Below are 14,120 nucleotides of genomic sequence, written 5' to 3'. Positions count from 1 at the left end.
ATGTCATCCGGCCAGCCGAACCTAGCGCTATGAGCACCCCTGATCTGGTCCAAGAGCTCGGCTTCCGCGTTCTCGACGAGGAAGACGATGATCCTGTCCTGCTCCGCGCCGACGGTACGCCGGTGGACACCTGGCGCGAGGGATACCCGTACGCCGAGCGGCTTTCGCGGGAGGTCTACGACCGGGACAAGCGGCTGCTGCAGATCGAGCTGCTCAAACTCCAGTACTGGGTGAAGCGGTCGAAGCAGAAGCTGGTGATCGTGTTCGAGGGCCGTGACGCCGCAGGTAAGGGCGGCACGATCAAGCGGTTCATGGAGCACCTGAACCCGCGGGGTGCGCGGATCGTCGCGCTGGAGAAGCCGACCGAGCGCGAGCAGACACAGTGGTACTTCCAGCGGTACGTCGAGCACCTGCCCGCGGCCGGTGAGATGGTCCTGTTCGACCGGTCCTGGTACAACCGCGCCTGTGTCGAGCGGGTGATGGGGTACTGCACGAACGATCAGTACGAGGAGTTCATGCGGCAGGCGCCCGAGTTCGAGCGGATGCTCGTCCGGTCGGACACCCTGTTGGTCAAGCTGTGGTTCTCGGTGTCGCAGGCCGAGCAGCAGACCCGCTTCACGATCCGGCAGATCGACCCGGTCCGGCAGTGGAAGCTGTCGCCGACCGACCTCGCCTCGCTGGACAAGTGGGCCGACTACACCGAGGCGAAGGAGGCGATGTTCCACTACACCGACACGCCGCACGCGCCGTGGACCGTTGTGAAGAGCAACGACAAGAAGCGGGCCCGCCTCGAGGCCATGCGGCACGTCCTGAGCCTCTACGAGTACACGAACAAGGACCACGAACTGGTCGCGGGGCCGGACCCCAAGCTTCTAGGCCCGGCCGCGCAGGTCCTCGAGCACGGTGAGTCAGCGAACAGGTCCTTCCCGGTCCTCTGACCTGGTGTGGTCGAGGATGGCCGGTACGACGCTGTCCCACGTGTGGCGCGGGAAGACTTCGTGGCCGGTGTGCTCCAGCGGCACGAAGGTCGCGCCTGGGATCTCCGCCGCAAGGGCTTGACCGTGCCAGACGGGGAACATCGGGTCGTCAGCCCCGTGGAACACCAGCGCCGGGACACGCAGCTCGGCGAGCCGCTCGCGCCACGGGTCGCCCGCGCTGATCAGGAACGGATTGGTCAGCTGCGCCGCGACATTGACGGTTCGGTCGGCGACCTGCGCGGACCAGGCGCGCGTCCGGTCCTCGTCGAACCTGGGAGAGAAGGGACGCTCGGCCTCGACCAGATATTCGATGACCGCCGCCCGGTCGGTCCAGTCCGGCTGGGCGGGCTCATCCGCGAACAGCTTCTGAATCTCCTCTGACATGCCCGGCAGATCGTCGTACCAGTGACCGGGCCCGCCGGGCGTCCCCGACGCGAGCGTCAGCGAGGCCACACGGTCAGCGTGGTCCAGCGCCAGCAGCTGAGCCACGCCGGATCCCTGCGACATCCCCACGACGTGCGCGGCCGGAATCCCGAGCTCTGCAAGCAGTCCGGCGGCGTCCGCAGCAAGATCCTGCAGCCCGTACGTCGGCGCTCCCACGGGGTAGCTGGTCGAACGACCCGCGTCGCGACTGTCGAAGCGGATCACGTACCGGCCGCCAGCAACTAGTCGGCCGATGAACTCCTCGTCCCACGCGATCAGGGAGTGTCCTGCTCCATGGAGCAGCAGGATGGCCGGGTCGGCCGGGTCGCCGAACGTCTGCACACACAGTTCCACATCGTTGACGTTCACGAATCGCTCGGTGGTCTGCATCAGTTTCCTCCAGCAAGTTGGTTGGTGCGGTTGCGCAGCGACGGGGCGATCAGGCGTTGGGCGATGAAGAGTGCGATTCCGAGCGCCGAGCTTGTCACCCAGAGGGTGCTTCGCCCGGCGTGGTCTAGGACGGCAGTGCCGAGGAGCGGGCCGAGTACGGCACCCAGGCTCCACGTGGTGGAGGCGATGCCCATGTACCGGCCGCGAAGGTCGGCCGGTGCGACACCGGCGAAGGTGGCGCCGAACAGGACCGAGACGCCGATCTGGCCGAGCGTCCACACGATGATCGCGGCGGCGTAGGCGACGCTTCCGTGGACGACGGCGGAGGCTCCGCCGCCGAGTCCGGCCAGCAACATCGAGACGGCGAGGATCGAGGCGGTGTCCCGTCCATCGAGCAGCCGGACGGCGATCGGCTGAACCACGACGATGGCGATCCCATTGAGGGCCAGCACCATCGAGAAGGTTCCAGGGCCGAGACCGTCGCCGGTCATCACGAGCGGCAGGGTCGAGAACACCTGCATGAAGACCGTGAAGTAGGCGATGTGGATCCCGACCATCGCGAGCATTACCCGGTCGCGGAGGAGGGTCGGCAGCAGTGCCCGGCGGGTCGTTTCCGCGGTGGCCGGACGAGTCTCGGGGATGCAGCGCCACACGATCAGCGCCGCGAGGACCGCGGCCGCGGCGTTGATCCAGAACAGAACGCCGTACCCCTGCCGGACCAGGACGCCGGCGGCCACCGTGGAGATTGTGTAGCCGACGTTGGCCGCCCAGAAGAGCAGGCCGAAGGCGCGGATGCGCTCGTTCGGCGGGAGGTCGGCCAGGGCGGCGGATCCGACTGGGCGGAACAGTTCGCCCATCAGGCCGATGCCGAGGGCGGCTGCTGCGATCGCGGGCAGCGTGATTGCCGCACCCAGGGCGATCAGCGCGACGGCTGTGCCGAGGAAGCCGATCAGCATGGTCCGGCGGCGGCCGATGCGGTCACTCAGCCAGCCGCCCAGCAGCTGCGAGCCGATGTCGCCGACGCCGACCGCCGCCACGACCGCTCCGGCTGTCGTGGCGGAGAGGCCGCGCTCCTGGGTCAGGTAGAGCACCAGGAACGACCGCGCGACGCCGCCGGCCCGGGTGACGAAGTGGGTCGCCGTAAGCGCCCACACTAGGCTCGACAGCCGCGATCGCGTGCGGCCGATGGTCGTGGTGGGTGCTGCGCTCAGCGTGGTCATGTCTTCGACGGTAGAGAAATCCCAACATCGTGAAAAGCGATTGATTTCGATCATGATGATCGCCATCGGCTATATTCACACTCATGGTCGAGGTAGAGCTGCGGCATCTGGGGACGATGGTCGCCATCGTCGAGGAAGGCACGTTCGGCCGGGCGGCTGTCCGCCTCGGCTACACCCAGTCGACGATCAGCCAGCAGATCGCTGCGCTGGAGCGATCGGTCGGGGGAGCGGTGTTCGATCGGCCGGGAGGTCCGCGGCCGGTGCGGCTCACGCCACTCGGTGTGGTGGTTCTCGAGCAAGGACGTGAGCTGCTGGCCAAGGCGGACGCGTTGTCCGATGCGGTCGGGCGGTTCAAGGCCGGTGGCGGGCGGATCGACATCGGCACCTTCCAGAGCGTGTCCCACGTGATCCTGCCCGCGCTCATCCGCCGGTTGCGTGATGAGCAGCCCGGCTGCGACATCAGGCTTTCCGATATGCCGGCTGACGATCCTCAGGTCGGCAACCTCGACCTGGTCTTCTTCGACCGGCCGATCGACGGCGACGTCGTCCAGACCAGACTGATCGACGATGTCTACTTCCTGGTGGCCCGGGCCGGAGACCTGCCGGTCGGCCCGGCGTCACTGAAGGTTCTCGATGGCCGGCCGATGGTTGGTTGCCATGAGTCGTGTGACCAACTGTGGATGGGGCCGGCCGCTGACGTCGACGCGCGGCCGGAGATCGCCTTCCGCTCGCCGGGCAATGCGACCATCCTGTCGATGGTGCGGGCCGGACTCGGCTGGGCTGTCCTGCCCTGGCTCGCCGTTTATGGATCCGAGGTTCCTTTGGACGAGCGGTTGTCGATCCACCCGTTGCAGCCGGCGCCGACCCGCGGGATCTACCTGCACTGGCCGGACACGGAATCGCAGTCCCCGCTGGCCGCCCGGGCGATCGAGATCGCCACGGAAATCGCGGCCGAGATCACCGCGGCTAGCGCGGCAGCGGGAGCAGCACGGTGAACGTCGCGCCGTGCGGCTGGGTGTCATTGACGGTCACGCGGCCACCGTGCGCCGCGACCAGCGCCGCGACGATCGACAGTCCGAGTCCGGAGCCTCCCGTCGTACGGGTGCGTGCTGAGTCTGCGCGGTAGAACCGCTCGAACACACGCGCCTTCTGCTCATCGGACAGACCGGGACCTGAGTCACTGACCTCCAGTACGGCGTCGCGCCCGCGCGTTCCGACCGAGACGAGGATCGGGGCGTCGACGGGGGTGTGGTGGAGCGCGTTGCTGATCAGATTGCCGAGGACCTGGCGGAGTCGCGCCTCATCGCCTTGGACGACAGGCGCTTCGGAGCCGGGGAGGATCTTCAGCGAGATGTTCCGCTCCGGCTGAACGGCTTGGGCGTTGTGCAGGCCGTCGGCAGCGACCGGGAGCAGGTCGACCGCCTCCATCCGGAGCGGTCGCTGCTGGTCGAGACGCGCGAGCAGCAGCAGGTCGTCGACGAGCAGACCCATCCGCTTGGCCTCGTCCTCGATCCGCTTCATCACGTCCGGTTCGACCACACCACGCTGCCTGCTGAGCTCGGCGAAACCGCGGATGGACGTCAGGGGAGTGCGCAGCTCGTGGGACGCGTCGGCAACGAACCGCCGCATCCGATCCTCGGACTGCCTTGCCGCGAACTCCGAAGCAGTCCGCTGGGCGAAGGCATTCTCGATCTGACCGAGCATCTGGTTCAGCGCGTACGACAGCCGTCCCACCTCGGTCCGCGGATCGCGATCCGGAATCCGCCGGCTCAGGTCACCACCGGCGATCGCGACTGCGGTGTGCTCGACATCCTCGAGCCCGCGCAGACTCCGCCGTACGACGTAGGTCCCGACCCCGGCGAGCAACACGAGCAGGATGAGCCCGGCCGCAGCCTGCACCCCCACCAGCCGCTGCACGGTGCGCGACACATCGTGCAAGCTCTGAGCAACCATGACCGAGCCTGCACCGTCATTCGTCGGCAGAGCCAGTACCCGCCACGTGTCGTCGCCGGACACCGACGGCACGTTGAATGCCTTACCGTTCAACGCTCGGATCTGATTGAGGTTGAGGGCGGGGAACTTCGGCTGCGACGCTCCACCTCCGACCTGATCGGTGCCGAACGGCCCCTCAGGGTCAAGCGGCGATCCCTCGGAGTCGTACTTCTGGACGACGAAGAGGCTGGGGAGGGGGCGGTCCTTACCGGGACGACCACGGGGTGGCAGTTGGCGCTCGTTCCGCTGGAACGGAGTGGCGACCTGGGACAGCTGGGTGTCGACCTTGTCGACGAGGTAGCCGCGCATGATCGTGGTCGCGAGGACGCCGGAGGCCGCCAGCGCGAGCGCCACCAGGGTCAGCAGGACGACGACGATGGTGACGCGGAGGGGGTACCGCTCGGTGAAGCGGCGGTGGTTGAGGGTCATCAGCTCGGGCCTCGGGGGGTGCGCAGGACGTAGCCGACCCCGCGGACGGTGTGGAGCAGCTTCTGGTCGCCGGTGTCGACCTTACGGCGCAGGTACGACATGTAGGACTCGACCACGCCCGCGTCACCGGCGAAGTCGTAGTTCCAGACTGCGGAGAGGATCTGGCCCTTCGACATCACTCGCTCGGCGTTCTCCAGCAGGCAGCGCAGCAGCTTGAACTCGGTCAGCGACAGCTGCACGGCCTCGCCGGCCTTGAAGACCTCGTAGCTGTCCTCGTTGAGCTCCAGATCGGCATACCGCAGTACGGCGGACTCGGTCGCGGTCTGCTCGCGGTGGCCGGAGCGGCGGAGCAGGGCGCGGACGCGGGCGACCAGCTCGTCGAGGCTGAACGGCTTGGTCACGTAGTCGTCGCCGCCGGTCTGCAGGCCGAGGACCTTGTCCTCGACGGCGTCGCGGGCGGTGAGGAACAACACCGGCACATGCCGATCCTCACCCCGCAACCTCCGGACCACCTCGAAGCCGTCCAGGCCGGGCATCATCACATCCAGCACGACCAGGTCGGGCTGGACCTCCCGGGCTTTGCGGAGGGCCTCGGTGCCATGGCTGGCCGTGGACACGTCGTACCCTGCGAAGCGCAGGCTCGCGGACAGCAGTTCGACGATATTCGGCTCGTCGTCGACCACCAGCAGATGCGGGCTCATGCCCACAGTCTGCCGCTGCTACCCATGTTCACCCTGGCAGATTCCTGGCAATCCGCTGTGAGTTGTTCAGCGGGGACCGCGGTGGAAGCCCCATTTCTCCCCGGCAGCCTTGCGGACAGTCCCGTCGCTGAGGCTGGTCGCGGTGGCCTTGCCGTCGACGACCAGAGCGGAGACGTTGACCGTGTTCCCGGTCTTGACGTCGCCGATCCCATCCCGAGCGGCATTCACCAGGGTGTCCTCGGTGAGCGTGTAGGTGCGGCTGAAGCCGTCCTCGCTCTTGACCGTGATGGAGTCCTTGCTGACCGCGGTGACCTCGCCGCGCTGGGTGGCCACGGTCTGGTAGCCGCCGCCGTCCTTCTTCACGACGAACTCGCCGTGCAGCGCGCCGCCCTGGCCGAGGAACTTGCCGGGACCGCCGAAACCGCGTCCCGGACCCTTGCCAGGGTCGCCCGGCTGGGCCGGTGTGGACGGGGATGCGGAGGGGGACGGGGTCGGGTCGGCGCTGGTTGCGGCCCAGGCGACACCGCCCGCCGTGGTGGTGACGGCGACCGCGGCGATGGTGCCCGCGATCCGCCAGCGTTTCTCTGAGAATTTCCTGAACAGTGCCATGCGGCCCAGACTCTCTCGCGGGTCTGAGACGAGCCTCCGGTGCGCCTGAGAAAACCCTGGCAATCAGGTCTCAGAGGAAGAGTACGGCGATCAACCAGACGGCTGCGGCGAGCGACGTACCGATGAACTCGATCAGGATCGACAGGCCGGTCGCCTTCAGCGCGTGCTTGGTCGACGCCCACGCCGCTGCGTGGGTCTTCAGGCGCTGCCGCTCGGAGACGTAGACGCCGAGCGGGAAGCCGACGAACATGCCGACCACCGGGATCAGGAAGAAGCCGACGATGCCGAGCAGGACACCGATGAACATCGAGCGGCGTGGTACGCCGGACTCTCGGAGCCGGCGTTCGGGGACGATGTACTTCACCACCTGGCTGGCACCGATCAGGACCACCGCGATGCCGAGCACGACCCATCCGGTGGCGCTGCGTTCCACCAGGGCCCACACCAGGATGGCTGCGAGGCTCAGGATGGCGCCGGGCAGCACGGGGATCACGATGCCGAGGATGCCGACGAAGATCGCTACCCCGACGAGGACCGTCATCGCAGTGTTCACACGGACACTCTGCCGCATCTCGGGCGCGTTTAGGGTGGTGGCATGTCCCAGCTGCACGAATTGGTCACTGCACTGGCTGCTCCCTGGGTGGTCCTGTCGCCGCGCTCCGGTCAACTGAGCGGCACCGGAGTGGAAGGCGTCTATGCCCGCGACAGACGGTTGCTGTCCAAGCTCGTCGTCACGGTCGACGGGGTGGAGCCAATCCCGCTGCAGGTGGACGAGCAGAGCGCCTCGACCCATGTGTACGTCGCGAAGGTCGATCGCGAGGAGACGGCCCTGCTCTATCGCCGCCGTGAGATCACTCGCGACGGGATGACCGAGCAGATCACGCTGGTGAACAACTCCCGGGACACCTTGACCTGCCGCCTGGAAGTTGCCCTAGGCACCGATCTCGCCGGGATCGTCCAGGTCCGCAACAGCAGTGCTGTGACACTGCCAACTCTTGAGGGTCAGTACGACGATTTGGGCCGTCTGTACTGGGAGAATGAGGGCACGCGGGTCACCGCGGAACTGGACCCCGGAACGACTGCGACTCCGCAGCTGGAGCCGGGGGAGGAGTTCACGATGATCATCAAAGTGATCGCTCCCGGCCCGCCCACGCTCAGCGGGTTCACGATCGACCCACCGGTGAACACTATTCTGTACACCGCGAGTGTTCACTGTAGTGATCACCGAGTTGAACGCTGGTTCGAACGATCGCTCGACGATGTCCGCGCGCTCCAACTTGCGGTGGGCAACGATCGCTACCTCGGAGCAGGCCCGCCGTGGTACCTCACGCTCTTCGGCCGGGACTCGTTGATCTCTGCGGGAATGCTGATTCCGGTCGACCCGGAGCTGGCGGCCGGCACCTTGCGGGCACTGGCCAAGTGGCAGGGCACCGAGGTCACGATCGACACCGCCGAGCAGCCCGGCAAGATCCCGCACGAACTCCGCGCCGAGGCGGCCGAGCACGGTACTGACTTCGTCCTGCCGCCGGTGTACTACGGCACGCACGACGCGACCCAGCTCTGGATCACCACCCTGCACAAGGAGTGGCGTTGGGGGATGCCGGCTGATGAGGTGCGCGACCTGCTGCCGAATCTGCGGCGAGCACTCGCCTGGATGCGGGACTACGCGGATCCGGACGGCGACGGATTCCTCGAGTACATCGACGAATCGGGCCACGGATTGGCAAACCAGGGCTGGAAGGACTCGAACGACTCGGTGCAATGGCCGAACGGCGAGATTGCCACCGCACCGATCGCGTTGTGCGAAGTCCAGGGCTACGCGTACGCGGCCGCCGTACGGGGTGCTGAACTGCTCGACGCCTTCGGCGAGCCGGGCGACGAGTGGCGCGCCTGGGCAGCAGCGCTGCAGGAACGCTTCCGCAGTGCGTTCTGGGTCGACGGCTACCCGGCGATCGCCCTCGACGGCGCCAAGAACGCGGTGTCCGGCCGTGCGTCGAACATGGGGCATCTGCTCGGAACCGGTCTACTGGACGCGGACGAGGAACAGCGTGTCGCGGACATCCTCGGTGAGGACGACCTCGACAGCGGGTTCGGTCTGCGCACCCTGTCGACCACGATGTCCCGGTTCAACCCGATCGGCTACCACACCGGCAGCGTCTGGCCGCACGACACCGCGATGACCGTCGAGGGCCTGTACGCCGCCGGCCACGCCGACGTCGCTTCGTCGTACGTGGCCGGTCTCGTCCGAGCCGCCGAGAGTTTCGAGTACCGACTCCCCGAGCTGTACGGCGGCCGCGGGCTGAGCGCCGAGACGCGACCCACGCCGTACCCGAGCTCGTGTCGTCCACAGGCCTGGGCGGCCGCCTCTGCGGTGGCGGTGCTGGTGGCTGCCCTCGGGATCGAACCGGATGTGCCCGGTCGGACGCTGAGCTTCACCCCGGCGGCATCGTTGCCGTGGAGTGAGCTCACACTGACCGGGCTGCGCCTCGGGCCCGATCGCTTGTCCGTCCGGGTCGTGGACGGGGTGCTGTCGGTGCTCGAGGCACCTGATGACATGAGTGATGGCGGACTCCCGCTCGGGGAACCGCCATCGGATCTGTAGGGCTTTGGCGCCGTCGTTGGCGCGTTTATGAGACCTGGCTTACCGTTCGTCCTCCGGGGCGACGGCGGCGGGAGCGGCGTCGAGCCGACCCGTCTCGTCGTGAATGGTGACGGCGATGTTGCGCAGCTTGTCCGAGTGCTCCCGGCCGTGGTGGGCGCAGAACAGAAGCTCCCCACCGCTGGTCAAGGTGACACGGACGTAGGCCTGCGCACCGCAGCGGTCACAACGATCCGCGGCCGACAGGGCCGAACTCGGGGCGAGTGCTGTAGTCACTTGAGGCCTCATCTCATCTAGTTCCGTTCTCACCAGATAGCAACATCCTGACATGCGGATCGCTTCCCGGTGGGGGCAACGTGTCCGAATGTGAGACGAACCACCTGCTCCCTTATGACGCATGCTGACGCGGAATCGTTTCTCATTCGAGCGAATTAGGCGGCACGCGCTGCGTCGGGCGTGTCTTATCTCACTCTGCGCCATGAATTGGTCACGCCGTGCTGATCCGCGGAGTGTCGTGGGGCACGCCCGATCGAGTCCGGATCGATATCTGAGACAACACCTTTCTCGTTGACCAGTCAGGTGCCCCGAGTGTCGGAGGTGCTAACAGGTTTTGGGGGTGCGGCCGCATAGGCTGTCCCCGTAGTGAGTTGGTGAACCAGTGAAGGAGCCCTGTGGCCGCCCCGACGCCTCGTAGTACCGAGCTCGACCCGACGTACAACGCCCGCAACCTGCTCGTCCTCGAAGGACTCGAGGCGGTCCGGAAGCGCCCCGGGATGTACATCGGGTCCACGGACAGCCGCGGCCTGATGCACTGCCTGTGGGAGATCATCGACAACGCCGTCGACGAGGCCCTGGCCGGGCACGGCGAGCGGATCGACGTGATCCTCTACAAGGACGGATCCGTCGAGGTGCGCGACCGCGCCCGCGGGATCCCGGTCGACATCGAGCCGAAGACCAAGCTCAGCGGTGTCGAGGTGGTGTTCACCAAACTGCACGCCGGTGGCAAGTTCGGCGGCGGCTCCTACAACGCCTCCGGTGGTCTGCACGGTGTCGGCGCCTCGGTGGTGAACGCGCTGTCCGCGCGGCTGGATGTCGAGGTCGACCGTGGTGGAGTGGTCTGGACCACGTCGTTCCGGCGTGGTGTCGCCGGCGAGTTCGACGCCGAGGGCGCGGCGGCCGGTTTCACCGCGGTCAAGGGTCTGCGCAAGGCCGGGCGCGCGAAGAAGGGCATGACCGGTACGCGGATCAGGTACTGGGCGGATCGGCAGATCTTCACCCGCGACGCGAGCTTCAACTACGACGAGCTGGTCACCCGGGCGCGGCAGACGTCGTTCCTGGTCCCCGGCCTGGAGCTGGTGATCCGCGACGAGCGCGGTGACGAGGTCAGCGAGGAGCACTTCAAGCACGACGGCGGGATCAGCGAGTTCTGCGAGTTCCTGGCCACCGATCAGAAGGTCACCGAGGTGATCCGGCTGACCGGGACCGGCCACTTCACCGAGACCGTGCCGATGCTCGACGACGCCGGCCACATGACGCCGACCGATGTCGAGCGCGATCTCGACGTGGACATCGCGGTGCGCTGGGGCGATGGGTATGAGACCGAGCTCCGCTCGTTCGTGAACATCGTGGCCACCACCAAGGGCGGCACGCACGTCGCCGGCTTCGAGCGGGCGCTGGCCAAGAGCTTCACCAACGCGATGGAGGGCACCCGCCTGCTGAAGAGCGGCGAGGAGCTGATCAAGGACGACGTCCTCGAGGGCATGACCTCGATCGTCACCGTGCGCCTGGCCGAGCCGCAGTTCGACGGCCAGACCAAGGAGGTGCTCGGGACGCCGGCCGCGTCGCGGATCGTGTCGAAGGTCGTGCAGACCGAGCTGGAAGCGTTCCTGACGTCGACCAAGCGTGAGCACAAGGCGCAGGCGCGTGCAGTGCTGGAGAAGGTCGTCGCCGCGTCCCGGACGCGTGTCGCGGCCCGTCAGCACCGCGAGCTCCAACGCCGCAAGACCGCGCTGGAGTCGTCGGCCCTGCCGGCCAAGCTCGCCGACTGCCGGAGCAACGATGTCGACCGGTCCGAGCTCTTCATCGTCGAGGGTGATTCGGCTCTCGGTACGGCGAAACTGGCTCGGAGTTCTGAGTTTCAAGCGCTGCTGCCGATCCGCGGCAAGATCCTGAACGTGCAGAAGGCGTCCGTTGGCGACATGCTGAAGAACGCCGAGTGCGCCGCGATCATCCAGGTGGTCGGCGCCGGCTCGGGCCGCAGCTTCGATCTCGACCAGGTCCGCTACGGCAAGATCATCTTCATGGCCGACGCCGACTCCGACGGCGCGCACATCCGCTGCCTGCTGGCCACCCTGTTCTTCCGCTACATGCGTCCGCTCGTCGACGCCGGTCGCGTCTACACCGCCGTACCGCCGCTGCACCGCTTCGAACTGACCAACCCGAAGAAGGGTCAGGACAAGTACATCTACACCTACAGCGACGCGGAGTACCAGCGGAAGACGGCCGAGCTGATGAAGAAGGGCGTCAAGTGGAAGGAGCCCCCGCAGCGCTACAAGGGTCTCGGTGAGATGGACGCCGACCAGCTGGCCGAAACCACCGTCGACCCCCGCCACCGCACCCTCCGCCGGATGACCGTCGACGACGGCGAAGCAGCCGCCCAGGTCTTCGACCTCCTGATGGGCAACGACGTAGCCCCCCGCAAGGAGTTCATCGTCCAAGGCGCCTACGAACTCGATGAAAGCCGCATCGACGTCTGATGCCCCAGCCCCGGCTGGCCTGCTTCGACCTGGACAACACCCTCATCGACCGCGACGCGGCCTTCCTCGACTGGGCCCGCGCCTGGTGCGATGAGGCAGGTCTCGGCGCAGCCGGGGTCGAGTGGCTGACCGCGCACGACGGCGGCGGCTTCGTGCCGCGCGCCGAGCTGTTTGCGGGGTTGAGGCAGGAATTCGGTTCCGCTCCGACGGTTGAGAGCTACGACCGGGAGCATCCGTTGTTCACCTACGCCGAAAACGCCGTGTTGGAAGGGCTCTCAGCACTCCGGGACGCGGGTTGGCGGGTCGCGGTCGTCACGAACGGGACCGTCGTGCAGCAGACGCTGAAGCTCGAGCACACCGGGATCGCCGCAGTGGTGGACTACTGCTGTGTCTCCGAAGCGGTCGGTGTGCGCAAGCCGGAGGCGGAGATCTTCGCCATCGCGGCGCGGGAGGCCGGTGCCGCGCTGGACGGGTGGATGGTGGGTGACCACCCGGTGTACGACGTCGCGGGTGGTCAGAATTCTGGGCTACGAACGATTCTGGTGGGGGATCGCCGTGGCGGACCAGTGGCCGACCACCAGGTGGAGTCGGTGCTGGACGCGTTCAGGATTGTGATCGGGTGATCAGGAAAGTGATCACAGGGCCTGGCGGAGTACGGCGTGGGCGCCGCGGATGATCGCTTCGCGATTCGCCTCGTAGGTTGGGTCGGTGATGGTGGTCTTGTTGGCTGCGTCGAAGGACAGGACCGGGACGTGGAGGTGTCCGGCCGGCATTGACGGGTCCTTCAGGTCGCGTTGCAGGGTGTTGCGGTAGGCGACCTCGTTGGACAGGTAGCCGCCACCGGCACCCTCGGAGGCGATCGAGCCTTCCGTCGGGCCCAGCGGCCGCCGTACCGGCGCGGTCTGGCCGGCCGGGATCTCCAGGACCGAGGTGTTCACGCGGGTGCGGAACGGCGTCACGTCGGCTTGAGCCATCCGCGCCATCGGCAGGCTGGAGGTGATCCATTCCGGCCCGCTCGGCATGCTCGGCGAGACAACCGGGGCTGCAGCGGTTCCGCCGCCCCACAGGTTGTTGTTGTCGCCGATCGAACTGGTCGACCGCCGGCGGCCGTTGAAGACCTCCAGGTCGAAGATGCCCGTCCGCCCCTGGCTCGCCGTCATCACCATGTCCGCGTGCTGCGGCCCACCGCGGTAGTGCGGCGCCAGCGCATCTTCGACCATGTTCTGGTCGAAGTCGGTGTAGCGAACCGGGAAGACAACCGCCTGGATCTCGTACGTCGTCCCGTTGACCTCCCAGCGCTGTCCATCCAGCGTCAGCGCATTCGCGCCAGACGGATTCCCGATCCGGATGTCGGCATCCAGCGTGAACGGATCGAACCCAGTCACCAGGATCTTCCGTACGCCGGGGGAGAACCGCGTGCTCGTGATTCCGCGAGACGCGTACTCGAGCGACCGGATCAGCTCCGCGCGTTCCGCCGTACCGATCGTGAAGCGCGGTTGCCACTGGCGAAGCGTCAGAGCCATCGAGATGCGTGCCCAGTACAAACCGCGGTCGTCGGTAGACGGCAGCGCGTCGTCGCCGGAGACCGGGTGCTGAGCGCGGTGCACGGCCGTCCGCCACAGCGCCTCGCCCTGAGTACGAATCAGCTGCTTGGCGGCCTCGCGGCTCGGCATCTTGCACAGCAACCGGCCGAACAGCTCCACGTGCTTGTCGAACCCGGTCCGCCGCAGGATCTCGGCGGGCACCGACGGTCCACCGGCGATACCGCGACCGAGGCGCTGCTCCTCGACCGTGCCGGTCACTCCGGTGTCGAGGCAGCCGGTCGCGACCGGTGCCGCGTGCACGACTGGAAGGCCGGACAGGACGCTCGTCAGAGCCAGGGCGCCGACAAGCAGGGACCTGGGAAATGAGCTGGGGCGGAATCTCATAAGGGGTATCTATCAGATCCCGGCGCGGAAGCCGAGAGATCTGCACAAAGACCGGGTATTGCAGACAGTATGCAATGCGCTACCTTCGGAGAGCGG

General features: G+C 67.2%; 13 protein-coding genes. 5 read left to right on the top strand and 8 right to left on the bottom strand.

Annotation, left to right across the window (positions count from 1 at the left end; translation table 11 throughout):
- Positions 1-29 precede the first annotated feature (29 nt).
- Positions 30-938: a polyphosphate kinase 2 gene (ppk2, locus tag ACFTSF_RS09540; RefSeq protein WP_380153418.1), complete on the top strand. Its 909-nt coding sequence runs from the start codon at positions 30-32 to the stop codon at positions 936-938.
- On the opposite strand, the gene ACFTSF_RS09535 is transcribed toward ppk2, so the two are convergent.
- Together ACFTSF_RS09535 and ACFTSF_RS09530 are read right to left on the bottom strand one after the other, a co-directional pair.
- Positions 909-1,790, bottom strand: coding sequence for an alpha/beta fold hydrolase (locus tag ACFTSF_RS09535; RefSeq protein ID WP_380153417.1), 882 nt, complete (start codon positions 1,788-1,790; stop codon positions 909-911). The genes ppk2 and ACFTSF_RS09535 overlap by 30 nt on opposite strands.
- Positions 1,790-3,010 (bottom strand): MFS transporter, encoded by a 1,221-nt coding sequence (locus ACFTSF_RS09530; RefSeq protein ID WP_380153416.1) that lies wholly within the window; start codon positions 3,008-3,010, stop codon positions 1,790-1,792. Before ACFTSF_RS09530 ends, ACFTSF_RS09535 begins: the two co-directional genes overlap by 1 nt.
- 83 nt (positions 3,011-3,093) lie before the next feature.
- Here ACFTSF_RS09530 and ACFTSF_RS09525 point away from each other — a divergent pair, with 83 nt between their 5' ends.
- A complete protein-coding gene (locus ACFTSF_RS09525) occupies positions 3,094-4,005 on the top strand; it encodes a LysR family transcriptional regulator (RefSeq protein WP_380153415.1) in 912 nt (303 codons plus the stop codon).
- On the opposite strand, the gene ACFTSF_RS09520 is transcribed toward ACFTSF_RS09525, so the two are convergent.
- The 4 genes from ACFTSF_RS09520 to ACFTSF_RS09505 form a co-directional block, all read right to left on the bottom strand.
- A complete protein-coding gene (locus ACFTSF_RS09520; protein ID WP_380153414.1) occupies positions 3,977-5,431 on the bottom strand; it encodes a sensor histidine kinase in 1,455 nt (484 codons plus the stop codon). The two genes, ACFTSF_RS09525 and ACFTSF_RS09520, sit on opposite strands and share 29 nt — an antisense overlap.
- Positions 5,431-6,132, bottom strand: coding sequence for a response regulator transcription factor (locus ACFTSF_RS09515; protein ID WP_344165682.1), 702 nt, complete (start codon positions 6,130-6,132; stop codon positions 5,431-5,433). The genes ACFTSF_RS09520 and ACFTSF_RS09515 overlap by 1 nt, the downstream gene beginning before the upstream one ends.
- A 66-nt stretch (positions 6,133-6,198) precedes the next feature.
- Positions 6,199-6,741, bottom strand: a complete 543-nt coding sequence (locus ACFTSF_RS09510; protein WP_380153413.1) for a hypothetical protein — start codon at positions 6,739-6,741, stop codon at positions 6,199-6,201.
- Positions 6,742-6,811: 70 nt separating this feature from the next.
- Positions 6,812-7,294 carry a DUF456 domain-containing protein gene (locus ACFTSF_RS09505; RefSeq protein ID WP_380153412.1) on the bottom strand — a complete coding sequence of 161 codons (483 nt, stop codon included), beginning with the start codon at positions 7,292-7,294 and terminating at the stop codon, positions 6,812-6,814.
- A 42-nt stretch (positions 7,295-7,336) separates the two neighbouring features.
- Between ACFTSF_RS09505 and ACFTSF_RS09500 the strand changes: the two genes are divergently transcribed.
- Positions 7,337-9,343: a glycogen debranching N-terminal domain-containing protein gene (locus tag ACFTSF_RS09500; RefSeq protein ID WP_380153411.1), complete on the top strand. Its 2,007-nt coding sequence runs from the start codon at positions 7,337-7,339 to the stop codon at positions 9,341-9,343.
- 39 nt (positions 9,344-9,382) lie between these two features.
- On the opposite strand, the gene ACFTSF_RS09495 is transcribed toward ACFTSF_RS09500, so the two are convergent.
- On the bottom strand, positions 9,383-9,628 hold the full coding sequence (locus ACFTSF_RS09495; protein ID WP_344165692.1) for a hypothetical protein: 246 nt from the start codon (positions 9,626-9,628) through the stop codon (positions 9,383-9,385).
- Between the two features lie 383 nt (positions 9,629-10,011).
- Here ACFTSF_RS09495 and ACFTSF_RS09490 point away from each other — a divergent pair, with 383 nt between their 5' ends.
- Positions 10,012-12,096, top strand: a complete 2,085-nt coding sequence (locus ACFTSF_RS09490; RefSeq protein WP_380153410.1) for a type IIA DNA topoisomerase subunit B — start codon at positions 10,012-10,014, stop codon at positions 12,094-12,096.
- Positions 12,096-12,719, top strand: coding sequence for an HAD family hydrolase (locus ACFTSF_RS09485; protein ID WP_380153409.1), 624 nt, complete (start codon positions 12,096-12,098; stop codon positions 12,717-12,719). The genes ACFTSF_RS09490 and ACFTSF_RS09485 overlap by 1 nt, the downstream gene beginning before the upstream one ends.
- Before the next feature lie 12 nt (positions 12,720-12,731).
- Here ACFTSF_RS09485 and ACFTSF_RS09480 read toward each other — a convergent pair whose 3' ends face one another.
- Positions 12,732-14,024 carry a hypothetical protein gene (locus tag ACFTSF_RS09480; protein ID WP_380153408.1) on the bottom strand — a complete coding sequence of 431 codons (1,293 nt, stop codon included), beginning with the start codon at positions 14,022-14,024 and terminating at the stop codon, positions 12,732-12,734.
- Positions 14,025-14,120 lie beyond the last annotated feature (96 nt).

Origin of the sequence: Kribbella sp. NPDC056951, assembly GCF_042674205.1 — a bacterium.
GTDB lineage: Bacteria > Actinomycetota > Actinomycetes > Propionibacteriales > Kribbellaceae > Kribbella > Kribbella yunnanensis.
The sequence above is the reverse complement of the archived record's forward strand: the minus strand, read 5'-3'. Positions and strand labels throughout refer to the sequence as shown.

Coding starts and splice junctions, on each gene's coding strand:
- ACFTSF_RS09530 (WP_380153416.1), bottom strand. CDS start 3,010: ATGACCACGCTGAGCGCAGCACCCACCACGACCATCGGCCGCACGCGA.
- ACFTSF_RS09485 (WP_380153409.1), top strand. CDS start 12,096: ATGCCCCAGCCCCGGCTGGCCTGCTTCGACCTGGACAACACCCTCATC.
- ACFTSF_RS09480 (WP_380153408.1), bottom strand. CDS start 14,024: ATGAGATTCCGCCCCAGCTCATTTCCCAGGTCCCTGCTTGTCGGCGCC.
- ACFTSF_RS09535 (WP_380153417.1), bottom strand. CDS start 1,790: ATGCAGACCACCGAGCGATTCGTGAACGTCAACGATGTGGAACTGTGT.
- ppk2 (WP_380153418.1), top strand. CDS start 30: ATGAGCACCCCTGATCTGGTCCAAGAGCTCGGCTTCCGCGTTCTCGAC.
- ACFTSF_RS09520 (WP_380153414.1), bottom strand. CDS start 5,431: ATGACCCTCAACCACCGCCGCTTCACCGAGCGGTACCCCCTCCGCGTC.
- ACFTSF_RS09525 (WP_380153415.1), top strand. CDS start 3,094: ATGGTCGAGGTAGAGCTGCGGCATCTGGGGACGATGGTCGCCATCGTC.
- ACFTSF_RS09500 (WP_380153411.1), top strand. CDS start 7,337: ATGTCCCAGCTGCACGAATTGGTCACTGCACTGGCTGCTCCCTGGGTG.
- ACFTSF_RS09515 (WP_344165682.1), bottom strand. CDS start 6,132: ATGAGCCCGCATCTGCTGGTGGTCGACGACGAGCCGAATATCGTCGAA.
- ACFTSF_RS09495 (WP_344165692.1), bottom strand. CDS start 9,628: ATGAGGCCTCAAGTGACTACAGCACTCGCCCCGAGTTCGGCCCTGTCG.
- ACFTSF_RS09510 (WP_380153413.1), bottom strand. CDS start 6,741: ATGGCACTGTTCAGGAAATTCTCAGAGAAACGCTGGCGGATCGCGGGC.